Source organism: Metabacillus litoralis (assembly GCF_007994985.1).
Classification (GTDB): domain Bacteria; phylum Bacillota; class Bacilli; order Bacillales; family Bacillaceae; genus Metabacillus; species Metabacillus litoralis.
In genome coordinates, this window is the sequence record NZ_VOQF01000003.1 from 222,548 (window position 1) to 248,691 (window position 26,144).

General features: G+C 33.1%; 28 protein-coding genes. All 28 read right to left on the minus strand.

What is annotated here, in order from left to right:
* Entirely contained in the window at window positions 1-270 is a 270-nt protein-coding gene (gene fliQ, locus FS935_RS06075; RefSeq protein WP_146946691.1) for a flagellar biosynthesis protein FliQ, read from the minus strand.
* A 15-nt stretch (window positions 271-285) separates the two neighbouring features.
* Window positions 286-951 carry a flagellar type III secretion system pore protein FliP gene (gene fliP, locus FS935_RS06080; protein ID WP_146946692.1) on the minus strand — a complete coding sequence of 222 codons (666 nt, stop codon included), beginning with the start codon at window positions 949-951 and terminating at the stop codon, window positions 286-288.
* A complete protein-coding gene (locus tag FS935_RS06085) occupies window positions 944-1,639 on the minus strand; it encodes a flagellar biosynthetic protein FliO (RefSeq protein WP_146946693.1) in 696 nt (231 codons plus the stop codon). Before FS935_RS06085 ends, fliP begins: the two co-directional genes overlap by 8 nt.
* Before the next feature lie 13 nt (window positions 1,640-1,652).
* Window positions 1,653-2,015 (minus strand): chemotaxis protein CheY, encoded by a 363-nt coding sequence (gene cheY, locus FS935_RS06090; protein WP_146946694.1) that lies wholly within the window; start codon window positions 2,013-2,015, stop codon window positions 1,653-1,655.
* A gap of 27 nt (window positions 2,016-2,042) precedes the next feature.
* Window positions 2,043-3,281 carry a flagellar motor switch phosphatase FliY gene (gene fliY, locus FS935_RS06095; RefSeq protein ID WP_146946695.1) on the minus strand — a complete coding sequence of 413 codons (1,239 nt, stop codon included), beginning with the start codon at window positions 3,279-3,281 and terminating at the stop codon, window positions 2,043-2,045.
* Complete coding sequence (gene fliM, locus FS935_RS06100; protein ID WP_146946696.1) at window positions 3,271-4,269, minus strand: flagellar motor switch protein FliM; 999 nt, start codon at window positions 4,267-4,269, stop codon at window positions 3,271-3,273. The genes fliY and fliM overlap by 11 nt, the downstream gene beginning before the upstream one ends.
* A 31-nt stretch (window positions 4,270-4,300) precedes the next feature.
* A complete protein-coding gene (gene fliL, locus FS935_RS06105) occupies window positions 4,301-4,729 on the minus strand; it encodes a flagellar basal body-associated protein FliL (protein WP_146946697.1) in 429 nt (142 codons plus the stop codon).
* Window positions 4,722-4,943, minus strand: coding sequence for a flagellar FlbD family protein (locus tag FS935_RS06110; protein ID WP_146946698.1), 222 nt, complete (start codon window positions 4,941-4,943; stop codon window positions 4,722-4,724). Before FS935_RS06110 ends, fliL begins: the two co-directional genes overlap by 8 nt.
* Before the next feature lie 57 nt (window positions 4,944-5,000).
* Window positions 5,001-6,515 (minus strand): flagellar hook-basal body complex protein, encoded by a 1,515-nt coding sequence (locus tag FS935_RS06115; RefSeq protein WP_146946699.1) that lies wholly within the window; start codon window positions 6,513-6,515, stop codon window positions 5,001-5,003.
* Window positions 6,516-6,597: 82 nt separating this feature from the next.
* Window positions 6,598-6,960 carry a TIGR02530 family flagellar biosynthesis protein gene (locus FS935_RS06120; RefSeq protein ID WP_146946700.1) on the minus strand — a complete coding sequence of 121 codons (363 nt, stop codon included), beginning with the start codon at window positions 6,958-6,960 and terminating at the stop codon, window positions 6,598-6,600.
* A gap of 11 nt (window positions 6,961-6,971) precedes the next feature.
* Window positions 6,972-7,397, minus strand: coding sequence for a flagellar hook assembly protein FlgD (gene flgD / locus FS935_RS06125; protein ID WP_146946701.1), 426 nt, complete (start codon window positions 7,395-7,397; stop codon window positions 6,972-6,974).
* A 12-nt stretch (window positions 7,398-7,409) separates the two neighbouring features.
* The gene (locus tag FS935_RS06130; protein ID WP_146946702.1) at window positions 7,410-9,932 is read right to left on the minus strand and encodes a flagellar hook-length control protein FliK; all 2,523 of its coding nucleotides are present in this window, start codon (window positions 9,930-9,932) and stop codon (window positions 7,410-7,412) included.
* Window positions 9,933-9,947: 15 nt separating this feature from the next.
* A complete protein-coding gene (locus FS935_RS06135) occupies window positions 9,948-10,547 on the minus strand; it encodes a MotE family protein (RefSeq protein WP_146946703.1) in 600 nt (199 codons plus the stop codon).
* Between the two features lie 12 nt (window positions 10,548-10,559).
* Window positions 10,560-11,003, minus strand: coding sequence for a flagellar export protein FliJ (fliJ, locus tag FS935_RS06140; protein WP_146946704.1), 444 nt, complete (start codon window positions 11,001-11,003; stop codon window positions 10,560-10,562).
* Window positions 11,003-12,313, minus strand: a complete 1,311-nt coding sequence (fliI, locus tag FS935_RS06145; protein WP_168714471.1) for a flagellar protein export ATPase FliI — start codon at window positions 12,311-12,313, stop codon at window positions 11,003-11,005. Before fliI ends, fliJ begins: the two co-directional genes overlap by 1 nt.
* A 9-nt stretch (window positions 12,314-12,322) precedes the next feature.
* Complete coding sequence (gene fliH / locus FS935_RS06150; protein ID WP_158638552.1) at window positions 12,323-13,090, minus strand: flagellar assembly protein FliH; 768 nt, start codon at window positions 13,088-13,090, stop codon at window positions 12,323-12,325.
* Window positions 13,083-14,099 (minus strand): flagellar motor switch protein FliG, encoded by a 1,017-nt coding sequence (fliG, locus tag FS935_RS06155; protein WP_146946707.1) that lies wholly within the window; start codon window positions 14,097-14,099, stop codon window positions 13,083-13,085. The genes fliH and fliG overlap by 8 nt, the downstream gene beginning before the upstream one ends.
* Before the next feature lie 12 nt (window positions 14,100-14,111).
* A complete protein-coding gene (fliF, locus tag FS935_RS06160; RefSeq protein WP_146946708.1) occupies window positions 14,112-15,713 on the minus strand; it encodes a flagellar basal-body MS-ring/collar protein FliF in 1,602 nt (533 codons plus the stop codon).
* A gap of 62 nt (window positions 15,714-15,775) precedes the next feature.
* Window positions 15,776-16,102: a flagellar hook-basal body complex protein FliE gene (gene fliE / locus FS935_RS06165; protein WP_146946709.1), complete on the minus strand. Its 327-nt coding sequence runs from the start codon at window positions 16,100-16,102 to the stop codon at window positions 15,776-15,778.
* Between the two features lie 9 nt (window positions 16,103-16,111).
* Window positions 16,112-16,561 (minus strand): flagellar basal body rod protein FlgC, encoded by a 450-nt coding sequence (flgC, locus tag FS935_RS06170; protein ID WP_146946710.1) that lies wholly within the window; start codon window positions 16,559-16,561, stop codon window positions 16,112-16,114.
* A gap of 2 nt (window positions 16,562-16,563) precedes the next feature.
* Window positions 16,564-16,953 carry a flagellar basal body rod protein FlgB gene (gene flgB, locus FS935_RS06175; protein WP_146946711.1) on the minus strand — a complete coding sequence of 130 codons (390 nt, stop codon included), beginning with the start codon at window positions 16,951-16,953 and terminating at the stop codon, window positions 16,564-16,566.
* Window positions 16,954-17,490: 537 nt separating this feature from the next.
* Complete coding sequence (gene codY, locus FS935_RS06180; protein ID WP_146946712.1) at window positions 17,491-18,270, minus strand: GTP-sensing pleiotropic transcriptional regulator CodY; 780 nt, start codon at window positions 18,268-18,270, stop codon at window positions 17,491-17,493.
* 30 nt (window positions 18,271-18,300) lie between these two features.
* The gene (hslU, locus tag FS935_RS06185) at window positions 18,301-19,707 is read right to left on the minus strand and encodes an ATP-dependent protease ATPase subunit HslU (RefSeq protein WP_146946713.1); all 1,407 of its coding nucleotides are present in this window, start codon (window positions 19,705-19,707) and stop codon (window positions 18,301-18,303) included.
* A gap of 17 nt (window positions 19,708-19,724) precedes the next feature.
* Window positions 19,725-20,267 (minus strand): ATP-dependent protease subunit HslV, encoded by a 543-nt coding sequence (gene hslV, locus FS935_RS06190; protein WP_146946714.1) that lies wholly within the window; start codon window positions 20,265-20,267, stop codon window positions 19,725-19,727.
* A gap of 24 nt (window positions 20,268-20,291) precedes the next feature.
* Complete coding sequence (xerC, locus tag FS935_RS06195; protein ID WP_146946715.1) at window positions 20,292-21,200, minus strand: tyrosine recombinase XerC; 909 nt, start codon at window positions 21,198-21,200, stop codon at window positions 20,292-20,294.
* Window positions 21,201-21,262: 62 nt separating this feature from the next.
* The gene (trmFO, locus tag FS935_RS06200; RefSeq protein WP_146946716.1) at window positions 21,263-22,573 is read right to left on the minus strand and encodes an FADH(2)-oxidizing methylenetetrahydrofolate--tRNA-(uracil(54)-C(5))-methyltransferase TrmFO; all 1,311 of its coding nucleotides are present in this window, start codon (window positions 22,571-22,573) and stop codon (window positions 21,263-21,265) included.
* Between the two features lie 111 nt (window positions 22,574-22,684).
* Window positions 22,685-24,760 carry a type I DNA topoisomerase gene (topA, locus tag FS935_RS06205; RefSeq protein ID WP_146946717.1) on the minus strand — a complete coding sequence of 692 codons (2,076 nt, stop codon included), beginning with the start codon at window positions 24,758-24,760 and terminating at the stop codon, window positions 22,685-22,687.
* Between the two features lie 438 nt (window positions 24,761-25,198).
* A complete protein-coding gene (gene dprA, locus FS935_RS06210; RefSeq protein WP_240050832.1) occupies window positions 25,199-26,080 on the minus strand; it encodes a DNA-processing protein DprA in 882 nt (293 codons plus the stop codon).
* Window positions 26,081-26,144: the final 64 nt, after the last annotated feature.

The following is a 26,144-nucleotide window of genomic DNA, read 5'->3' on the forward strand; positions in this document are numbered from 1 at the left end:
CTACCCTATAAACCTATTTAAGTTTCCAAAGATATCTTGTGCATAAGACACAAGTGTTGTTAGCATCCAAGGACCAAAAAAGATTAATCCTAGTAAAACAGCGACAATTTTCGGAATAAATGCAAGTGTTTGTTCCTGTATTTGAGTAGTAGCCTGAAAAATACTAACAGCAAGACCGATAATTAAGGCTAATAATAATAGAGGCCCACAAATAATTAATGTCGTATATACAGCCTTTTCTGCCAGTGAAATGACAAATTCTGAACTCATTTATTATCACCCGTTCTAAAAACTTTGTAACAACGATTTAATGATTAAATACCATCCATCTACTAATACAAATAAAAGAATTTTAAAAGGTAATGAAATCATAACTGGAGGTAGCATCATCATACCCATGGACATTAAAACACTAGCAACTACCATATCAATAACTAAAAATGGAATAAATATCATAAATCCAATTTGAAAGGCTGTTTTAATTTCACTAATAGCAAATGCTGGAACAAGTGCAGTTAGTGGAATATCTTCTACTGTTGCTGGTTTTTCAATCCCCGCATAATTAAGGAATAATGCTAGATCTTTCTGTCGAGTATGCTTACTCATAAATTCTTTAAATGGAATTGCTGCACGTTCATAGGCTTCTTCTAAACCAATTTCTTCATTAAAAAGCGGTGTTAATGCTTGTTCGTTTACTTCTGAAAATGTTGGAGCCATAATGAAAAAGGTTAAAAACAAAGCAATACCAATTAAGATTTGATTTGGTGGCATTTGTTGTGTAGCTAAAGAGGTACGAACAAACGAAAGAACAATAATAATTCTCGTAAAGCACGTCATTAGTATTAAAATACTTGGGGCAATTGATAGTACTGTTAATAATAATAGTAACTTTACAGACGTACTGACATTTTCCGCATCACTATTATTAAAAAACTCCATAAACTCATTCATGCTTGCCTAATCCCTTTCTTTTAACATCCTCAAGCTGTTTCGCTCTTTCTTCCTTTAACTTTTTCAATTGTTCGTTAAATTGTAATGAAAATGTTTGACTAGATTTTTGTTCAGGTTGATTTTTTTTATGAGTTGAAATAATTGTTGTAACTTTATTAATAATATCCTTAGGTTCGATCATTTGATCTTGCTTTCGTTCAAACTCTTCAATCAAATCTCGGCTTTCTTCATCATCATCAATCTCTTTTAATAATGTAATGGACTCACCTACACCAACAACCAAAATTCGCTTTCCTACTTTGATCATTTGGATAGATTTACTTTGACCAATACTTGTGCCACCCATATTAACAATGCCTTGACCTTGGTAAGAAAGCCTATTTCTTTTCGTAACAAATTTCAGTAAAAAATAAATTAACGCAAGAACAAAGGCCAAAGCACCAAACATTTTAATAAAATCAAATGCAGATACAGATATATCACTAGTTTCAACTTCAGAAACATCTTCTACTTCTTGATTATTATCTACAGTACTATTTTCATTGTTATTTTCAGTTGTATCTTGATTTTTTATATTATCAAAAACACTTTCATCTAATGATTCCTCCGCAAATACTACTGTTGTAGTTTGCGGAGAAATAATAAAAACAGATAATAGCAACAATATGAGGTATATTCTATGAAGCAATTTCACTCCACCTTTAGCTTAATGTTTTTCCGATAGCCTCTAATACACGATCTGCTTGGAATGGTTTTACAATAAAATCTTTTGCACCGGCTTGAATCGCATCTATTACCATTGCTTGTTGTCCCATTGCAGAACACATAATAACTTTTGCACTACCATTGATTTGTTTAATTTCTTTTAATGCTTGAATTCCATCCATCTCAGGCATTGTAATATCCATTGTTACTAAATCCGGCTGATGCTCTTTGTATTTTTCAACAGCTTGTGCTCCATCTGCAGCTTCAGCTACTACTTCATAACCATTTTTCGTTAAAATATCTTTAATCATCATTCTCATAAATGCTGCATCGTCAACGATCATAATTCTGTGTGCCATAATATCCCCACTCCTAATAATAATTATTTATCTAAGTTTGTTTAAACGCTCTGATTGACTTGCTATATCAGTTACACGAACCCCAAAGTTTTCATCAATAACAACAACTTCACCTTTTGCCACTATTTTATTATTAACTAAAATATCTACAGGTTCTCCTGCTAGTTTATCTAATTCAATGATAGATCCAGATGATAATTCTAAAATTTCTTTTACTGATCGTTTAGTTCTTCCTAATTCAACAGTCACCTTTAATGGGATGTCTAGTAACATATCAAGGTTTTGTATTTCCTGCTGTTGATATTGCATAGGCTCAAATGAAGCAAATTCAGCAGGCTTAACATTAACTGTTGGTTGCTCTCTTTGTGTATACTGCTGAGGAGCTGTATACATAGGCTGACTAGGTTGTCCCATGTGCTGTGGTTGATGCATATGTTGTTGATCATATTGCTGTTGTTGTTGCGGAATTTGCTGATTTTGCTGCTGACTGTAAGCTGCCTGTGGAGTTGTTGATTCTTCAACAACTTCTTTAACAGCTTCTATCGTTGCTGCTTCTTGCTTAGGATTAATTAATTGATCAATTAAATCTTTTGCAAAATATAAAGGTAATAATTGCATGATATTTGAATCAATTAATGTACCTATTTTAAGTCTGAAAGAAACTTGGATCATCAAATCTGAATCAGGTATTTCAGCATTATCTGTTTCATTTGCATCAAGTAACTCTACTCTAGGTGGAGATATATCTACCTTTTTATTAAAAATAGTAGACATAGACGTCGCAGCAGATCCCATCATTTGATTCATTGCTTCTTGGACTGCGCTAACCTGAATTTCCCCTAACATTTCATCAGGATTTGTTCCATCACCACCGATCATCAGATCAGCAATGATTGCCGCATCACTTTGCTTAATGACTAAGAGATTACTTCCTGAAAAACCTTCAGTATAATTCACCTCAATCGCAACATATGGATGCTGAAATTGCTTTCCTAGTTTGCTTTTTCGAACAACGGATACACTTGGAGTCGTAATTTCAACCTTCTGCTGTAGTAGTGTTGAAAGAGCTGTTGCTGAACTTCCAAAAGAGATATTACCTATCTCTCCAATAGCATCCTCTTCCATTGCATCAAAATAATCTTCTGTTTTAAGTTGATCATTTTCGCTACTATTCTCACTTGTCACAGCAGGGGTGTCATTATCATCGCTTGATCCTTTTAATAGAGCATCAATTTCATCCTGTGATAACATTCCATCACTCACCATCTTCGTCACCTCTCGATAAGTGGTCAATAATTTGAACCGCTATTTTTTTGTTTAATTTCCCTGGTTGTCCAGTAAACTTTGGCTTATCACCAATTTTAACTACTAATGGTTGGTCGATGGTGCTATCTAATTGGATAACATCTCCTATTTGCAACTGAAGAAAATCTTGTATTGACAAATCAGATGAGCCAAGTTGAGCAGATATCAAAAGATCTGCCAAATGAATTTGTTTTTTAAGAGCTTCAATTTCATTTGGTTTTGGTTCTTTTCTATCAGATTGCATCCAATAATGTCCAGATAACTTTGGTATGATAGGTTCAAGAACAACATGCGGAATACACAAATTAATCATTCCACTAGTTTCGCCTACTTGAATATTGAGTGATATAACAACGACCGTTTCATTTGGTGAAACCATTTGTAGAAACTGTGGGTTAACTTCAAATTCCGACATCATCGGTTCGATTTCAATTAACGAATCCCATGCTTCTGCATAATTTTCTAAAGCTTTTTCAAAAATATTAGAGATAATCTTTGTTTCTATTTCAGTTAAATTCTCAATTTTATTAACACTAGAACCTAACCCCCCCATAACCCGATCCATCATTGCGTATGCTATATTAGGGTTTACTTCCATAAGAACTCGACCTTCTAAAGGTTGAACCTCAAACACATTAAGAACAGTCATTTTAGGAATTGAACGTATAAACTCCTCATAAGGCAATTGATCAACTGATCCAACAGCTATTTGAATATAAGTTCTCAGTTGTGCTGAAAAATGCGTTGTTAATAATCTTGCAAAATTATCATGAATTCTTGTCAAACTTCTAATTTGATCTTTTGAGAACCTTAAAGCTCTTTTAAAGTCATAAACTTTTACCTTTTTACTTGTTTCTTCTTTTTTCAGTTCGTCTGCATCCATCTCACCAGTGGAAATAGCAGACAGCAAGGCATCAATTTCACTTTGTGATAAGATATCACCCGCCAAAGATTTCACCTCCTATTATAATTGTCATATTCTATTGAAGGATATAGGAAGTGGTATAAACCTTATTGACCTTGCCTTCTTGCATTAATTCATTTATTTTTTGTTTAATTAATTCTTTAAACTTGTCCATGCCTTCTTTGCCTTCAATCTGTTCAGTTGTCATGTTGCCTAATTCAGAAATAATAATATCGCGAACTTGGAACTCACGTTGTGTTAATTCTTCCTTGGCTTTTTTTGAATCTGTTTCAATCTTAAATGACAAACGTACTATATTACCACTGGATAAATTTGTAGTGATCTCTGGAATATCTACAGATGCTTCAACAACTTCCTTTGCTGACGGCTGTTTGTGCTCATCTTCATCTCCTAAAAATTTCATAACAACAACTAGTGCTGTTACCCCAATAAGTGTAATAGATACGATAATGACAAGCATAATACTTAAAAGCTTCTTATTCATCGTCCAATACCTCCGAGTCCTTCCTTAGCGACAAAACGTTAATCTCATGATAAAATATAGCAATTTTTTTACATACCTCTTGTTCAGATTCTTTTACAACATACTTATGATTGTTTGATAAAGTAATCGTTGTATCAGGAAATGATTCAATAACTTCTATAAATAAAGCATTTAAGGAAAATGACTTGCCGTTTAATCTAGTTAATTGGATCATAGATTTATAGGGAACTGTCTCATACTGTTGTAAGTAGGTCAGCCCCTTTCCCCCTTATTAACGTTTTAAGCCCATTAGTTCTTGTAAGATCTCGTCTGAGGTTGTAATAATTTTCGTATTTGATTGGAACCCACGTTGAGCGACAATCATTTCTGTGAATTCTTCAGATAAATCAACGTTTGACATCTCTAATGCACCAGCAATTATAGAAGCAGCTCCATCTTGTCCAGCTATATTTAATTCGTTAAGCTGAATTCCGTTATTGTTTTTATCTATAGAGCCTGAATTTGCTGTTTGTTTAAATAAGTTACCACCTAATTTTTCTAGACCACCTGGATTTGCAAACATTGCAACTCTAATTTGTCCTGCTAGGTTTAACTCACCCTTCTTGTTAACAAATGTAACAGTACCATCTGGTCCAATACTAAAGCTTTGAGCATCTAATGGTATTTGAATTAATCCTGCATCACCACTAAGTTTGTTTGAAAATTTTGGATCTTGTAGATCTGAAGCAAGTGATTCAAAGTTTACTACACCTTGACCGATTTTCTCTAAGTCAACCATGTAATTATTTAAAGTAGAAATTAAGTCGTTCATTTGCGTTAATGTATTATTAGGCACTACATTTCCTTGACCTGGTCCAGCAGTTGGATAAGTCCCAGCAATTGAATTTACAATTGTTGTGAATTCTTTAACGATCGCTCCTGTTGGCTGGGCATTATTAAATGTAGTTACTGCACCATTTAGATTAGGAGCATTTACACTAGTTCGAAATCCTGTTGCAACTGTATTAAATCCAGTGGCTGCTGTGTTAAACTGTCCTAATACTGAAGTTAATGCATTATATGAGCTAACCATTACGTTATATAAAGGACCATTTGTTGTAGGTGCTTCATTTTTATTGTAATTAGATTGTGCATCGCTGTATTCCTGATAAACATTCATTAAATCATTGGCTTGCTTTGATATATCTTCTAAACTTGTTGTCATATTACCAAATGGTGTTGTGAAATTACCTATTCCATTCAATGCATTTTGAGATTTCGTGATCGCTTGGGCAGTTGGAACAGTCTTTTGACCTGCTTCACCAACAACTAACATACCTTCAGCTGTTACTAGATAGCCTCGATCATCTAAATATAAATTTCCTGATCTAGTATAATTCATATCTACTGCACCATCAATGGCACCAATGATTAAGTTATTTCCAACTTGATTTCCTTGATCAATATTGATTTTACTAATGTCATTTATTGTAGCAACTGGTATAAATCCATCTCCTGCTAAAGCAACATCTAATGTTCTTGAAGTTGTCTGTGTTGAACCTGATGTATGAATAGTATCAATTGAATTAATTTTCGAACCAAGACCAATTTGCTGTGGATTTGTACCTGCTTGAGTTTGTGTCGCTGCTGAAGCACCAGAGATTTGTTGGTTAACAAGGTCAGCAAAAGTTGTACGTGATTTTTTAAATCCATAAGTATTTACATTAGCGATATTATTACCAATTACGTCTAGCTTTGTTTGAAAATTTTTCATCCCACTGATTCCAGAATATAGTGAACGTAACATTTATTTTTCTCTCCCTTTAGTTTCATATAGTAAACTGCTTCTATCATTCCACAGCTTATGGCCTCCAATATAGGTCCAGCCATTAATCCATAATTATTGCCCCATTAATATTAGTAAACATTTGAGTTTTTGCTTCTTCACGATCCATAGCGGTTATGACAGTGTTACTTTTAGCATTAATAATTAGAGCTGCTTCACTAACTAACACTAGTGAATCCTGCACACCTTTTTTTCTAGCTTCAGTCATTTTTGCTTCTATTGATGACCATTCATCATTAGTTAATGTTATATGTCTTTCTATTAATCGTTCTTGTGCATGTTTACTAATTTTTAATTCTGAATTAACAAGTTCATTATTTAATAATTGTTTAAAATCATTCTGAGTTTTTGACAGGTTTTGAGGTTTGATTTGCTGGTAATGAAAATGGTCAATTTTTATAGACATTTCTTATTCACTTACTCAGTTTTTGTTACTTTCACTATATTATCACTTGAAATTTCTTTACCATTATCAAGTTCTAACATAATACCTGCTTCAGTCTTCTTAATAGAGTTTACAATACCAATCCCTGTCTCAGCTTCACTGTTCTTCCACTCAACTTTTTTACCAATCATTTCGGAATATTTAAGAATTGAATCACTTTGATTTTGAACATTAATGAATTTTTCCATCATACTTGCCATGTTAGTTGTTTGTTCAAGTGTAGAAAATTGTGCCATCTGTGCGATAAATTCTTTATCCTCCATGGGATTTAAGGGATCCTGATTTTGGAGCTGTGTCATTAGAATTTTTAAGAATTCATCTTTTCCAAGATTTGAACTTCCTGTTCTTGTAGCTGATGGCTTATTAGCTATAAGTAAACTAGGATCAATTGATGTCATTTTTAACCCTCCTTATACCGTTTTGTTTAATAATTCTTTCAAATTATCAATAAAGCTTTTTTCGCTCTCCTGCTGTTCTTCTAGCTCCGATTTTTGTTGTTCTTTTTCATTTTTATGGTTTTGTTCAGAATGATCTTTCAGGTTTTTTGCTTGTTGCTCAGTGGGAATTTCAAATCGCTCAATTTCAATCTGTATTGATGGTAAAGCTTGTTTCAATTGATGAATACTATGATCGAGCAATTCCTTTGCTGACTTAGTTGAAGTGATAATCCGAGCTATCATCTCTCCATTTTTTTGAACCAATCTAACAGTTAGTGCACCTAAATGTACTGGATTTAATTTAATGACCAATTGATTAGCACCGTTAGGCATTTGCCCAAATCTACTATTTTTAAAGGCATTTACTAGCTGATTTGTAAACTCCTGACGAAGATTTGCTTCTGATTTTTGATTACCATTAGAATCTGCCTGATAGTTAACAACAAATCTATCTAACTTTAGAATAAATTGCTCTTCTATTATCTTGTTTGATTTTAAACCATTATCTTTTTGACTATTTAAATTCAAAAGATCATTTACTGTTGATTCTGGTTTTGTTGTTGAATTTATTGATAAAGACTTGTTATCTTTTAGATCATTAAATACAGCTTCTTCATTAAAAACATTTTCACTCATTTTCGTTAACTTATTTTCTCTTGAAAAAATGCTAGCCAGTTTTTCATATAAAGCTGGTAGATTTTCTATAAGTCTATGTTTATTTTCATTTATTGAATTGAGTTCAAATAATTGAGTTTTTAACATACCTTCAATCTTAGTTTTATCAATTAGCGAAGTCTCTTCTGTAATTATTGAATCTTCTTTAAATAATTTACCCTTTAACAAATTTTCGATCTTAATATATAGTTGTGATTTATCAACTTCTGAATTATTCGGTAGTAAATAGATGCCCTTAATCAATGTGTGAATACCATTTATTAATGGGATAGCTAAATTCTCTTTTATGCTATTCTGCGTGTCAGAAATTACTTGAAGATGATTATTTGATAAGTTTTCCTTTAAGTCAATAATCTTTCCAATTTCATTCATAACATCATTAATATCTAATGAAAATTCATCTGCAACTTCACCTACAACTTTAGAGATATTAAGTAGGTTCTCAATCAAAGGAGTTGTCTCTGTCGAAAGTGAATCAATGATTTTAGAAAGGAGTTTCATATCCTTCATTAGATGTTCAAGATCTACTGTCTTGTCCATATTTTTCAGAGTTGAATAGTCTGTACTTTGTGAACTAGTTAAATTAGTTTGAAAATGATCTTGAGCTATCGTCTCACTATTTATTACGAAAATTTGTTTTAATAATTGTCCATATAAGTCAAAACCACCCAAGTTAGAACCCTTTTCAGATTGGTTGTTGCTTTGAGTTTGCTTTTCAAGAATGGTTATTTTCTCCGAGAATGGAAGATTTATTCCTGCTTCTTCTACTAATTCGGTTAAGCCCAACTTTTGAAAGAGTTCTCTAGTACTCTCTACTTCTTCTTTTATATCATGTTCTATGCTTTTACTAGGTTCTAGGTGCATGAAACCAGTGGATTTTGTTAATATTTCTTCACTAGTGAACAAGTTATTTTTTTGTGTGAAAGTTTGATAGCTAACGGTCATATTCTGATTGTTTGATCCGAATACTATATTCGGTTCACTAATCAACTCATTACCGTAAAGACTTTGAACAGTTTGTTGAAAAACAGCTTGAACTTTAGAAAAGTCCATCTTAGTGAAAATTGACTTCAATGTGTTTTCGAGTCCATTATTGACGGAATTACTAAAAAGCTGATTTATTATGTTATTGCTTAATTCTTGTTTTACTAAAGAACTTTTTTTAATATCTTGTAAGTTATTATTAGCAGTTATTAACTTATCTGCAATAAACACAGTTGAGGAATTATTAGTCAAAGCCCATCTAGATAATAATATTTGACCTTCAATTAAGCTTTTTTCATCAGAACTTAATTTATCAATTTCTTGGATTATACTAGATATGCTTTGTGGTTCTTGAAGACTATAACCTTTAAATTCACTTTCTAAAACACTATTTATTTTAGAAAAAAGTGAAGTTAAATCAATGCTTCCGTCAGCTGAATCTTCAATTGCTTTCACAATTGTAAGCACTCCAACTATTGTATCAGGCTGATTCATATTTTCTATTAACTCATTAAAAGTTTTTGATTCTTCTAATTTGCTATTTATTGTCTCACTAATTAAGGAAATAGATGAAGGTTCTTCAACTTTAAGTGCATATTGGTGATTAATTTCCCCTTGACCGAGTGAATGACTTTCTAAAAAGGTTGATAATTCTTTAAAAAGTTCTTTAAAAGAAGTAGAATCTTCAACTATTAGAGCACTTTTACTTATAGAAGCATGATTTTGGACATGGCTTTGTTCAAGAAAACGGCTAAATATTAAGCCTTTTGGCTTTGGGTTAGTCTGTACTTGACCACTACTCTGAGTTAACATCTGCAATAACGGAGAAACTTTCACTCTTTCACCCCCTTTCTACTGTCCATTAGTTGCTATAAGATTTGTAAACTTAACAGCATCTTCAACAGTCATCTTTGTCAATATATCAGCAACTTGCTTATCATCTAATGAAGTTAGAATAAGCATTGCATCATCTTGAGATAGATTAGGAATAATCTCAGCTGCTTTTTTACTTGTCATATTATCGTATAACTTTCCAATATCTTTTGCTTTAGTTTCAGATTCTGAGGATTTATTTATTTCTTCTAGTTGTTTTTCTAAAGAACTAATATCTTGATTAAGTTTTTGGATTTCTTTTTCTTTTAAAGTTACATCTTTCTCCAAGGCACTAATCATTGTTGTTTGTTCTTCAATTGTTTGATTTAATTTCTCATTTTCTTCTTCCTGTAAAGCTTTTTGCTCTAATGTGTCTGAGGTTTCTGTTTGTTCTTCTTTAAATAAATTTTCAATAACCGGTACTTTTTGTAACACAGCTTTTGATTTACCTATAACATCAAACCCTGCAACAGATAAAATGACAACTACTAAAGTAATCGTGAAGAGAATAGGAATCAAAACAACAAAGAAAAACCACTGGATTTTCCCATAATCCTGTTTTTCATTTTCATTTACCATTTTTTATATCACCTAATTTCCACGATACATATATGATTGAATCGAAAGATCATCCATATGCTTGTTCTCTATATATTTCAAGTCAACTAAATAATCTTCTTGTTGTTTTTGTTTTAATTTCTCATACTTTTTTACTTCAATATTTTTTTGCATTAATTTAACTTGTTGTTCATTCATTCTACTTCTAGTTAGTGAAACTAGCTTTTGGTAGTGTGAAATAGTTTTTTCAATATTACTAACGAATTGCTGATAATGGCGAATTTCTTGAACGGAAATTCCTTTATCAAGCCTAGATAAAGTATTTTCTTCTAGTACTTCTTTTTGTTTTAAAGATTCATATAATTTATTTGCCATATTTTCAAAATCATTAACAGATTGATTATAGTCTGCTAGTGACTTTTCTTTTTCATTTTCTTTAATATCCATTACTTTTTGAAATCGGAATTGAAAAGTCATTAAAACTCACCTTTTTCCATAAACTCTATTAGAGAATAGATGCTTTGATCAATTGTTACCTTATCTTCAACATTTTGCTTTAAAAACGAAATAATTTTAGGATAATACCTTATAGCTTCATCAATTTCTTTTGATGAGCCTCGTTTATATGCACCTATATTAATTAAATCTTCTGAGTTTAAATAAGTAGAAAGAAGATCTCGTAATTTAGTTGCAGAAGCTTTATGACTTTCATCGACAATTTGATTCATAACCCTGCTAATACTTTTTAATACATTAATTGCAGGAAATTGTCCCTTATTTGCTAATTGACGATCTAAAACAATATGACCATCTAAAATCCCTCTAACTGTGTCTGAAATTGGTTCATTTAAATCATCACCATCAACTAGAACAGTATAAAATGCAGTGATTGTTCCTTTTTCATTTGTGCCAGTTCGTTCAAGTAACTTCGGTAATATCGCAAAAACAGATGGTGTATAACCTTTAGTAGTAGGTGGTTCTCCTACAGCTAAGCCAATTTCACGTTGAGCCATCGCAACACGAGTAACAGAATCCATCATAAACATGACATTTAAACCTTTATCCCTGAAATATTCAGCCACAGCCGTTGCTGTATAAGCAGCCTTTATCCTCATTAATGCAGGTTGATCTGAAGTAGCAACAATTACAATTGAACGCTTCAACCCCTCAGGTCCTAAATCTCGTTCAATAAATTCTCTAACCTCTCGACCACGCTCTCCTACTAGTGCGATGACATTTAAATCAGCATTTGTATTACGAGCAATCATTCCCATTAAAGTACTTTTACCAACACCACTTCCTGCAAAAATACCAACACGTTGGCCTTTACCTACAGTCAGTAGGCTATCAATTACTCTAACTCCTACTTCAATCTTCTCATCAATAGGAGGACGTTTCATTGGATTTGGTGGAGATTGATCAGTCGGAACATTTGTTAACCCTTTTGGTAAACTAGATTCACTTAGTGGTTGACCAAAAGCATCTATGACCCGCCCTACTAAGCTTGTACCTACTTTTATTTTAAGAGGCTCATTTGTTGCCTCCACAATACTTCCAGGTGAAATATTTGTTACTTCTAAATAAGGCATTAATAAAACATTTTCATCTTTGAAGCCTACAACTTCAGCTGGTATTCTCGTTTTTTGATTAGATCCTGTGTAAATGTAGCATAAATCTCCAATTGAGCTTTCGGGTCCTCGTGATTCAATCATTAACCCAACAACTCTCTTAACTTTACCGAATCGTTTATAGGAATCTATTGTGTTAATTGTTGAAATAAGATCCATTGCTCTCAATTAGTGATCACCTCTGTTTAAAAATTCTATTAGTTGTTTTTTAAGTTGATCTAATTGAGTATCAATGCTTATATCAATCCGTCCATAAGCAGATTCAATAAAACAATCAGTCTCATTTAATTCTGCATTAGCATAAATATTTATGTCTGTGCTATTTGTCACAAGTGCTTGAATTTCGTTCTTCCGACTTATAACAAACTCATAATAAGCAGGATGAATGTGTATTTTGATATTTTCATAATCCTTCACTTCAAGTAGTGCTTTTTTCACAATAGGTAAAAAGCTTTCTGGATCATTGACTAAAGTACTATTCAAGACTTTTTCAGCTACTTTAATTGCTAGACTTAATATCTCATTTTCTGACATCTGGATTTTTTCATCGTATTCAGATTTAGCTAAATCAACGATTCTTTGAGATTCAAAAATAATTGATTCATATTGTTTTAATGATTCTTGTCTACCAAGCTCAATACCTTCTGCATATCCTTCTTGTCTTGTTAGCTCATATATTTGTTCACGTTCTACTTCCCATGATGACTTCTCATGACTGATCTGTTCCATTATTCTAGTTTTTTCTTCTATTGCTTCCTTAAGAATTCGATTTGCTTCTTCATTTGCAGATTGAATAATTAACGACGTTTGAAGTGATACTTCCGGATCATGTACGTCTTTATATTTGTCACTTAGTATGTCTTGTAAGGTTTGAACTGATATTTGTCTTCCATCTTGAGTATTTCTAGTAAAATGTGACTTTATAAGCCTAGACAATAATATCATCTCCTCCACCACGGGCAATGACTATTTCACCTGCTTCTTCAAGTCGTCTAATCACTCCAACAATTCTTGATTGAGCCTCTTCTACATCTCGGAGTCTTACAGGGCCCATATATTCCATTTCCTCTTTGAATGTGTCTACCATTCGTTTAGACATATTCTTGAATACAACATCTCGTACCTCTTCGCTAGCAACTTTAAGCGAAAGCATTAAATCATCGTTTTCTACATCTCTTATGACACGTTGAATTGCACGGTTATCAAGAGTCACAATATCTTCAAATACAAACATTCTCTTTTTAATCTCTTCTGCAAGCATTGGATCTTGGATTTCTAATGAATCAAGAATGGTTCTTTCAGTTGTTCTGTCTACACCATTTAATACTTCAACAACTGCTTCAATACCACCAGTTTGTGTATAATCCTGAGTCACAGTTGAAGATAATTTTCTTTCTAGTATTTGTTCTACTTCATTTATGATTTCTGGTGCTGTTCGATCCATAACAGCAATTCTTCTAGCAACATCCGCTTGTAATTCTTGTGGAAGTTCAGATAAAATCTGTCCAGATTGTGCTGGCTCTAGGTAAGACAAAATGAGTGAGATTGTTTGTGGATGCTCATTTTGGATAAAATTCAAAATTTGGGATGGATCAGCTTTTCTAGCAAAATCGAAAGGTCTTACCTGTAATGATGATGTTAAACGGTGAATAATACTTGATGCTTTTTCTTCACCTAACGCTTTTTCTAGCACTTGCTTAGCGTATGAAATACCACCTTGTGAGATAAAGTCTTGAGCCATTGCAATATCATGAAATTCTTCAATTATCTCTTCTTTTTTATTCGCTTCAACTTTTCGAACACCTGATATTTCTAAAGTTAGTTTTTCAATTTCTTCTTCTGATAAATGTTTATAAACTGATGCTGACACTTCAGGACCTAAAGAGATTAAGAGAATGGCAGCTTTTTGTTTCCCATTTAACGTGTTATTTTCTTTCCTAGCCAATATCTTAACCCCCTAATCCTCTGAAATCCATGTACGTAGAAGTTTGGCGAAATCTTCCGGTTTTTCTTTTGCCATTTTCTCTAGTTGTTTCTTACGAACAGTTCCTTCAGTTTCAACTTCATTATTTATATCCTGTACATTAATTGGATCTTGAATTTCAAATTCTTCATCTTCAAATTCTTCATTTTCTTGCTTTTTCTTTCTAACCAATAAAATTATTAGAATAATAATTGCCAATAATAGTACCCCTGCTACAATCCAAATCCACATTGGAATTACTTGTCCAGCTTCAGCTTCAGCAAATTCTTGTTTTCCATCAAAGGCTTGAACAGATACTACTACCTTATTTGCAACTTCTTCATCAGTTAAAGGTTCTTCATTAGCTTCCTTGTTGATAGAAGTTCGAATGACTGTAGAAAGTATTTGTTGAATATCTTCTTCTCTTTCAGGAGTAAAAGATAGTGGATCATCTGGATCTGGTGGTTCAACCATTACTTGAATTCCTAAATCACGAACTTTGTATGGACTTTCAACTATTTGTTTATTTATACGATTGACTTCATTATTAATTCTTTCTTCAATACGTTCGTAATCACCATCACCAGTACCCTCTGCTGCTCCTTCATATCCTGGAATATCCTCTGCACCGGCACCGTTAACACCACCAGCAGCTGCAGCACCATTACCTGTATAAGCTTCTGTTATTCTTTCAACACTAACAGCAATACCTTCATCATTTCCTTCAACAACTGGAGAAACTAGGTTTTCTTCTCTCGTTTCTTGGGTAAAGTCTATATCAGTAGTTACCGCTACAACAACTTTATCCTGACCCATCATTGTGCCTAGAAGTTTTTGAACATTACGTTGAATATCCTGTTCAATTTGCGATTTAATTTCTTGCTGTGAGGCATAATTTGCACCTTGAGATGAGTTCGTTCCATTATTTAGGTCATAATAATTAAAGTTTTGGTCCATTATGACGATATTATCTGTAGTAAGATTTGGTACACTTTTAGAAACTAAATGAAATAATGCATTCACTTTCTCTTGATCTAACTGAGCACCAGGTTTTAGGTTAAGAACAACTGATGCAGATGAACCTTCAACTTGATCGCCTACGAAAACTGATTCAGTTGGAAGATTGATCATTACACTTGCATCATTTACTCCCTCAATACCTTTCATTAAGTTTGCTAACTCAGTTTGTGTGGCTTTTAGTTTAATAACATCAAACTCTTTATCTGTCATACCAAAACCAGTGTCTTGACCAAAAAAGGAATAGTCAATAACTCCAGAATTTGGAACTCCTTCTGCAGCAAGTTCAACCATCAAGGTATCAACTTGTTCTCTAGGAACCAAGATTGATGAACCATTATTTATAATTTCTGATTTAACTCCTTTAGCATCTAACGTTTCTTTTATCTGCCCTGTCTCTGCAGGTGAGAGATTTGAGTATAGAGGGACCAAATTAGGCTTAGAGATAAAATAAGTTAGCGAACCAGCTATTACAAAAAATAAAATCGTACTAACTATTGCTAGTGTTTTTTGTCCTTTGGTTCTGCCTTGCCAAATAGTTAATAATTTATTTTTAGTGTTCGTTAATTTCTCGTTCATTCCATGAAATCCCCCGGTTACGATGACATGCGATATTTCTTACCAATAACATCAACTCGTTATTAAACTTGCATTCTCATCATTTCTTGATAGGCTTCTATTACTTTGTTCCTTACTTCAACAGCCATTGTTAATGAAACACTTGATTTTTGAGCAGAAATCATTACATCATGCAATTCAACATTCTGACCACTAGCAAGAGCATTCGTCATTTTGTCAGAATTCGCTTGTGCTTGGTTAACTTGATTAATTGATTCTTTCAAGAAGTCGCCAAAGCTTACTTTATTTGTAGCAGAATTTTTATCTAATCCGATTGCTGGTTTTTGTTGTAGTTGTGTTTGTTGTAGTTGTTGTGTTGCAATTTGAAATGGACTAACGCGATTTATCATTTATCTCACCTATTTCCCGATTTCTAAAGCTTTCATTAACATTCCCTTTGTTGCGTTCATAGTAGTTACATTGGCTTCATATGAGCGTGTGCTACTTATTAAATCAACCATTTCTTTTAATGGATCAACATTTGGCATAGCAACATATCCTTCATCATTCGCATCTGGATGCTCTGGGTCATAGATAAGTTCAAATGGTGTATCATCTTCTACTATTTCAGTAACTTTCACACCATCTGTTTTAGCTGAAGATCCCATTGCTTTATTCAAAAAAGACGAAAAATTAGCACCATTAGGCTGAGTAACAACCATTTTTCTCCGATATGGTTGCCATTCACCATCAATAAATTGCCCTCTAGTTGTATCCATATTAGCCATATTTGAAGAAATAACATCCATTCTAACTCTTTGTGCTGTTAATGCAGAACCAGATGTATTAATTGCATGAAAAATTGACATAATTACCTTCCACCTTTAATTACTGTTTTTAACGAATTATATTTACTACTTAAACGATCAATCAACGCATTATATTGTATCTGGTTTTTTGCCATTTCAGTCATTTCTTGATCAATATCTACATTATTTCCATTGTGTTGATAGTTGGTATTATTTTTCGTTACAATTCGATGACCGCCAGATGCGGAACCAAAATCTATGTGTTTTTCATTTGTTTTAATTGCATTAAACTTACTCATTTCATTTGTAAGAACTTTATTAAAACGTACATCTTGAGCTTTATAATTTGGTGTATCTATATTAGCAATATTATTTGATATTACTTTCTGTTTCGCAGTCGAATATGATATTGCATTTTCTAAGTTTGTAATTGTGCCTGAAATAAGTTTCATAGTGTCCCCTCACAAAATAATAAATACGATCGTATCGTATAGTATAGTGTCGAAATCTGTTACTTGATATTTCAATTGTATGAAATAATAGGCTTAAAGTCTATCAAGACTTTGTAAAAAAAAGTCGGATTTTCTATATATTTCTCATAAAGGACTATTGGACTATGTGCATTGTTAACTGAATTTTAATGTTAAAGTAGCATAATACTAAGGTTTTAACAGAAATAGAGGGGGTTTTTTCTTCTTATACAAACGTAACACATTTTTCGACAATTCCCTACATATAATTTTTTTCCAATTACTATAACAGATAGCAAGATTTATTAGTCAGATTAGTGAAAATAAATAGAAACTCTACAAAAAGTTTCTTATTACGATTATTAACAATCCTAAGACCTAGGGAAAACAAACTCTCTATGAGCTAATAACATTTGATGATTATCCAAATGCTGCAGCACCTTTAAATCAAAAAAATTTAAGTTTATCTATAAAACAGAAAAAAGCACCTCTATTTTAATAATAGAAGTGCTTTTTTTATTAATTTGCTTTCATTTTTTCTAATTCTAAAAGAAACTTATCATTTAAAACTTTAATATATGTCCCCTTCATTCCTAAAGAGCGGGACTCAATAACACCTGCACTTTCAAGCTTTCTTAGTGCATTTACAATAACTGATCGTGTAATTCCAACTCTGTCTGCAATTTTACTTGCTACTAACAAGCCTTCATTACCATTTAACTCTTCAAATATATGCTCAATTGCCTCAAGCTCACTATATGATAGAGAACTTATCGCCATTTGAACAACAGCTTTACTACGAGCTTCTTCCTCAATTTCTTCTGCTTTTTCTCGTAGAATTTCCATTCCAACTACAGTTGCCCCATATTCAGCCAAAATTAAATCTTCGTCTTCAAATTGTTCTTGGACTCTCGCTAAGATCAAAGTACCTAGACGTTCACCGCCTCCAATAATAGGAACAATAGTAGTCAAACCATTTTTGAACAATTCACGATTTTCAATTGGAAATGCCGTATATTCACTGTAAACATCAATATTTGATGAAGTTTCAGTTATATTAAATAGGTTATTTGTATACCCTTCTGGAAATTGACGATCCTCTAACATCTTTTTCATTCTTTCATTTTCAATTAACTGATTTACTGCAAACCCTAAAAGCTTTCCTCTTCTGCTTACAACGAATATATTTGCCAAGATCACTTCACTTAATGTTTCGGACATTTCCTTGAAGTTCACTGGTTTTCCTGCTGCTTTTTGAAGCATTGCGTTTATTTTACGCGTTTTTTGTAATAGAGCCATAATTGGTTCCTCCTGTAACATATTAAGTTGTTATAATATGAATTGACTTAAGTCTTTATTTTTAGATATTTTCCCTAATTTCTCTTCAACATATTGCGGAGTAATGACAATCTTTTCTAAATTTATGTCTGGAGCTTCAAAAGAGAGATCCTCTAACAAGCGTTCAAGTATTGTATGTAATCTTCTCGCTCCAATATTGTCAGTATCTTGATTTACTTCAAATGCTACTTCTGCTAATCTACGTATAGCATCGTCAGAAAATTCTAATTGTATACCTTCTGTTTCAATTAGTGCCTGATATTGTTTTAACAATGCATTATCAGGTTCAACTAATATTTTCACAAAATCATCTATACTTAATTTCGTTAATTCTACACGTATTGGGAATCTTCCTTGTAGCTCTGGAATTAAATCAGAAGGCTTTGCAATATGAAAAGCTCCTGCTGCAATAAACAATACATGATCTGTTTTTACTGATCCATATTTTGTGACCACTGTTGATCCTTCTACAATCGGAAGAATATCTCTTTGAACACCTTCTCTTGATACATCTGCAGAAGCTCCACCCTTTGATTTCCCCGCAATTTTATCAATTTCATCAATGAAAATAATTCCTGACTGCTCTGCTCTAATAATAGCATCTTGAGTCACTTCATCCATGTCAATTAATTTACTAGCTTCTTCATTTATTAAAGCTTTTCTAGCCTCGCTCACTGTTAGCTTTCGTTTCTTCCTTTTTTTAGGCATTAAACTACCTAACGCATCTTGCATATTCATTCCCATTTGCTCCATACCAGAGCCTTGGAGCATGTCGAACATCGATGCTTGTTGTTCATCTACCTCTATTGTTACATATTGATCTTCTAATTCACCTAATGCTAATTGATGTGCAATACGACGACGTTTTTCATGGATAGTACTTTCTTCAGCAGTAGTCTCATCCTGATCTTGACTTTGATTAGCACCTGCTCCTCCAAATAACATCTCTAATGGATTTTTAGCTGTACTTTGCTTTTTCTTCCCAGGAACAAGAATATCAACAAGTCTTTTATTAGCATTTTCTTCTGCAAGTCCTTTTACATCAGCAATCTTTTCTTCCTTTACAAGGCGAACCGAAGTTTCTACTAAGTCTCTAACCATTGACTCAACATCTCTACCAACATAACCAACTTCAGTAAATTTTGTCGCTTCGATTTTAATAAAAGGAGCACCAGATAGTTTAGCAATTCTTCTCGCTATTTCTGTTTTCCCAACACCCGTAGGTCCAATCATAAGAATATTTTTAGGAACAACTTCATCCCTAAGCTTATCACTTAGAAGACTTCTTCTATAACGGTTTCTAAGTGCTACCGCAACCGCTTTCTTAGCATCTTTTTGTCCTACGATATATTGATCAAGTCTTTCAACAATTTGTTTTGGTGTTAGCTCTTTATTCAATCTATATGCCTCCCTTTTTAAAGTTCTTCGACAATAATATTTAGATTGGTGTACACACAAATTTCACCAGCTATTGTTAATGCATTTTGTGCAATATCTTTCGCAGATAAACTTTCACCTGAGAAGCGTTTTAATGCACGTCCCGCAGACAAAGCATAATTACCACCAGAACCAATAGCTAATATTCCATCATCAGGCTCAATAACCTCACCAGTTCCTGAAACTAGCAATAAATGTTCATCATTCATGACAATCAACATTGCTTCTAATCGCCTTAGAACTTTATCACTTCGCCATTCTTTTGCTAGTTCAACAGCAGCTCTTTGTAAGTTACCATTGTATTCTTCAAGTCTATTTTCAAATAACTCAAATAATGTGAACGCATCTGCTACAGATCCTGCAAAGCCCGCAATAACTTTACCATTAAAAAGCTTTCTTACTTTTTTGGCAGTATGTTTCATAACCACTGCGTTACCGAAAGTGACCTGGCCATCTCCTGCCATTGCAGCCTTACCATTATGTTGAATAGCAAATATGGTTGTTGCATGAAATTGGTTCATATATTTACCTCCTTGTTCTCTCTATTAAGCTCTTGGATGGTGGGACATATAGATTCTTTTTAAATGATCTTTGGTCACATGAGTATACACTTGTGTTGAAGACAAATGTACATGACCTAACAATTCCTGAACACTCCTCATATCTGCACCTTCATTTAGAAGATGTGTTGCAAAACTATGTCTTAACATATGTGGGTGAATATGAAGTGTCGATGAAGCTTTTTTTATTAATTCATTTAAGATATGTCTTACTCCACGATCAGTTAATCGAGTACCACGGTGATTAACAAATAAATAAGTATGTTGATCTGGAGTACTTAATTGACTGGTAAGAGTATTTCTTGCTTCTTTAATATATTGCTCAAGAGCATCTAATGCATAGCTTCCAAAGGGAATATATCTTTGTTTTCCACCTTTCCCATTAACAAGAACTGTTCCGATGTGAAAGTCAAGGTCTGTAAGTTTAATATTACAGCACTCACTAACACGCATTCCAGTTCCATATAAAATCTCAATTAACGCCTGATTTCTTTGCCCTAAAGGAGTTTTACAATCTGAGACTAAGAACAGTTTTTCAATTTCTTTTTCATAAAGAAATTTTGGTGTTTTTTGCTCTGTTTTTGGTAATGACACTAATGAAAATGGGTTTTCATCAAGCTTTCCTTCTCTTACTAAAAACTTAAAAAAGCTTCTTAATGCAGATACTTTTCTTGAGATTGTTTTCCTAGAATACTTTCTTTTATGTAACTCCGTCAAATATAAACGTGTATCATTATATGTAATTTCTTCTAGATGATCGAGTGCTTGCTCTTCCATAAAGGAAGCAAAATTTTCTATTTCAGTGACATAATTCACAACTGTATATTGTGAATAACTTTTCTCAATTTGTAAATATTCAACGAACAAATTTAATAAAACCTTAACATTATTCATCAAAACACCTCACAAGGGCTACTAAATGTTATCACAACTTTAGTAGCCCTTGCAAATAGTTTCTATAAATTTTTCGAAATGTTTTGAATTGTTTCTATCGCTCGATTAGCATGCATTTCATTTCTATCTTTTTTACTTTTTATTCTTGTCGGTAACTCTGCAAAAATGCCGAAATTCGCATTCATTGGCTGAAAATTATCAGGATTTGTTGTTGTAATGTATTTGGCCATACTCCCAATAGCAGTTTCATGTGGAAACTCTACTAATTCTTTACCTAAGACAAGATTAGCAGCATTTATCCCTGCAACTAAACCTGAAGCAGCTGATTCTACATAACCCTCCACACCGGTCATCTGTCCAGCAAAAAATAGATCTTCGCGATCTTTATATTGATAAGTTGCCTTTAAAAGTCTTGGTGAATTTATAAATGTATTACGATGCATAACTCCATATCTAACTACCTCTGCATTTTCCAAACCAGGAATGAGTGACAGCACTTCTTTTTGAGGTCCCCATTTTAGGTGAGTTTGAAAACCTACTATATTATATAACGTTCCTGCTGCATCGTCTTGACGAAGTTGGACAACTGCATAAGGTCTTTTCCCTGTTTTCGGATCCTCTAAACCAACTGGTTTTAGTGGACCAAACAACATCGTTTTTCTTCCTCTTTTAGCCATTACTTCAAGAGGCATGCAGCCTTCAAAAAATATTTCTTTTTCGAACTCTTTTAGTGGTACTGTTTCAGCGGAAATTAATGCTTCATAAAAACGATCAAATTCTTCTTCAGTCATTGGACAATTTAAGTAAGCTGCTTCACCTTTATCATAACGTGACTTTAAATAAACTTTATCCATATCAATGCTATCTTTTTCTATTATTGGTGCAGCTGCATCATAGAAATAAAGATACTCTTCACCAGTTAAAGTTTTTAATTGTTCTGATAGATTTTTTGAAGTGAGCGGTCCTGTTGCTATAATTGTAGGTCCACTAGGAATCTCTCCCATCTCTTCATTAAATACTGTAACGTTTGGATGCTCTTTTACAAGTTGAGTAACTCTCCCAGCAAATTCATGACGATCTACCGCTAATGCTCCCCCTGCAGGAACAGCACATTCATCTGCAGCTTTTATTATAACAGAGTCAAGTACTCTCATTTCTTCTTTTAGGACACCTACTGCGTTTGTTAACGTATTTGCTCGTAAAGAATTACTACAAACTAATTCAGCAAATTTATCTGTGTGGTGTGCAGGTGTTTGTACAACAGGTCTCATTTCATATAAATGAACCTTAATACCTCTTTTAGCTAACTGCCATGCTGCCTCACTACCTGCTAAGCCTGCACCAATTACATTTACAAAAGCTTCTTGATTCATGTTGATAATTCCTCCAATATCACTTAACTATGTACTACTATTTATTTTTTGTTCAATAATGGCTATGTTTGAAATAATACAAAGATAAAGAGGTGAGCTAAAGAGGCTCACCTACTTTTGTTGTTCTTCTTTGTAGTCACATTCCATACATTGGACTTGAACACCTTTTTTAAGCTTTTTCTCAACCAACATATTATCACATTTTGGACAATTTCTTGCTATTGGTTTATCCCACGATAAAAATTCACACTCAGGATATTGATTACATCCGTAAAATATACGACGTTTTTTTGATTTACGTTCAACAATCATGCCCTCTTCACAACTAGGACACTTAACACCTATTTCCTTAACAATCGGTTTTGTATTTCGACAGTCAGGGAAATTGGAACAAGCCATAAACTTTCCATATCTACCCATCTTATAAACCATATGATGGCCACATTCTTCGCAATCTACTCCTGCTGGCTCATCTTTAATTTCAATTTTCTCCATCTCATTTTCTGCTTTAATTAATCTAGGTGAGAAGTCTTTATAAAAGTCATCAATAATTTTTATCCATTCTTTCTGACCATCTTCTACCTCATCCAAACTATGCTCCATGTTAGCAGTAAACTCAACGTTAATAATTTCAGGGAAAAACTCCATGATTAACTCTAATACGATTTCACCAAGCTCAGTAGGAATAAATCTCTTATTATCAAGTGCAACATAACCTCTTTTTTGGACAGTATCAAGTGTAGGAGCATATGTTGATGGACGCCCAATACCTAGTTCTTCTAAGGTTTTCACTAATCTTGCCTCTGTATATCTCGGAGGTGGTTGTGTAAAGTGTTGTGCTGGTTCAATATCCTTCGAAAATACTTCATCGCCTTCTTTTAAATCTGGTAAAAGACGATCTTTTTCCTCGATTTGATCATCATTTCCCTCTACGTATACCTTCATGAAACCTGGGAATTTTATTTTTGAACCGGTTGCTCTAAAAATCACACCATTGTTAACCAAATCTACACTCATCGTATCTAAAATACCAGGTGCCATTTGACTTGATACAAAACGTTCCCAAATTAGCTTATAAAGTCTTAATTGATCTCTACTTAAAAACTGTTTCATTGTCGCTGGATCACGCAAGGTTGACGTTGGACGAATTGCTTCATGAGCATCTTGTGAATTTGAATTCTTCTTGGTTGATTTCACATTACTACCAAGATAGTCTTTACCATATTTCTCTTCAATATAATGACCAGCCTCTGTTTGGGCTGTTTCTGATATTCTTGTCGAATCTGTTCTCATATATGTGATTAAACCAACAGTTCCCTCTTTACCAAGTTCTATTCCTTCATAAAGCTGTTGTGCAATCATCATTGTTTTCTTTGCTCTAAAGTTTAATTTACGTGCAGCTTCTTGTTGAAGAGTAGAGGTTGTAAATGGAACAGCAGGATTTCTCTTGCGTTCTTTTTTTGTCACCCTATCAACGCTGAAGCTGTTTCCTTGAATATTTTTCAGAATATCTTTCACATCAGCTTCAGAGCTCAACTCTTTTTTCTTGCTTTCTATTCCATAAAAAGAAGCATCAAAAGCTTTTTGTCCTTTTAGAAACTGACCTTCAATTGACCAGTATTCTTCTGGAACGAACTTCTTTATTTCCTTTTCTCGGTCAATAATTAGCCGTACCGCAACAGATTGAACTCTCCCAGCACTTAATCCTTTTTTAACTTTTTTCCACAAAATTGGACTAATTTTGTAACCAACAAGTCTATCAAGAACTCTTCTTGCTTGTTGGGCATCGACAAGATCCATATTAATTGATCTTGGATGTTTAAAGGATTCTTTTATTGCATCTTTGGTAATTTCATTGAAAACAACTCGACAATCAGAATGAATGTCCACATCAAGACTGTGAGCTAAATGCCAAGCAATTGCTTCCCCTTCACGATCCGGGTCAGCTGCGAGGTATACTTTTTTTGCTTTTTTTGCTGCCGTTCTTAATTCTTTAAGAACAGATCCTTTTCCTCTGATCGTAATATATTTAGGTTCAAAATTGTGTTCAACATCAACACCTATCTGACTTTTTGGCAGATCGCGAACATGTCCCATTGATGCTTTTACCTTATATTTTTTCCCTAAATACCGTTCAATTGTTTTTGCTTTTGCAGGTGATTCCACAATGACTAAATACTCCGACATAACTTTTCCTCCTTAAGAGGTATCTTTTTATATTTGTTTTTATGATTTTTTTATCCTTATTTTTAGATCAAAGTTTTAAAAATACAAAATCTATAGGTTACTACTATATTGAAACCCCTTACTTCTTTTTTAAAACCTCAGGGCTGCTATCTAGCTAGATTTCAATTGTGTGAAATCAATTTTATTATATGATTCTTTAATAATGTATTTTAACCTAGCCTGAATGTTTAAGTAAGTTTCTATTTTTTTTGTTTAATCATTTTCCACAGAAATACATGAAATGATCAATTACTTTCTAAATCTCCACTATTATTAAATATAATTTTATGTTTTGTCAAACTATATTAAAGAAATTATACCTATCATATACCATTTTACTACGAAAGAACATGAATATTTTAACTAAAATTACAGATAATGCTATATCTTACTCAACAATTAATCAAAAAATTGAAATTCATCTTTGATATCCTCTGCCTTTCTAACAAGTTTAGCTCCACTTAAAATTAGTTCATTTGTTCCTGAACTACATTCTTCAAAAATAGAACCAGGAACTGCAAATACTTCTCTATTCTGCTCTAGAGCTTGATGTGCAGTTATAAGAGAACCACTTCTTCTTTTTGCTTGTATGACAATTGTACCAATTGATACACCACTAATTATCCTGTTTCTCATTGGGAAATGCCATTTTTGGGGTTTAGTATCTGGAGGATGTTCAGAAAGTAATAAATGTGAAGAAATTATTTTTTCAGACAGTGAAATATTTTCTTTTGGATACACATGATTTAGCCCTCCTGCAATAACCGCTATCGTTTTACCATTGTTGGACAAAGCTGCTTCATGTGCAATTGTATCAATACCTTTAGCCATACCACTAACAATCACCCAATTAACTTTAATAAGTGGTTTTAAGATATGATGTAATGCTAATCTTCCATATTGAGAAGGAAATCTGGTTCCTACAACGCTTATTAATTTTGAATAACTCGCTAAGCTAATATTTCCTTTATAGAAAAGTATTGGTGGAGGATCAGCAATTTGTTTTAACAAAATGGGATAATTATTTTGAAAAGTAGTTGTAAAGGAGATATTATCACGGTTATATTGGTCATTTAGTTGTTCAAAACAGAGGCTATTATATTCCTGTCTAATTAGATTTGCTTGTTGTGATTGAATATTCAAGTATTGTGTCCACTCTATTTCTTTGAACTGTAAAAAGTTAGTTAACATTGGGTCAATTTTTAGTAGATTATTAATAAGTTGGTTACTCACACTTTTACAATGTGCTAATAAAAAAACTTTCTTTATTACACCATTCACTTTGGCCTCTCCTCATTTTAAACATGATTAATAGGAACAGGTTAGAACCTGCTCCTATTTTAAA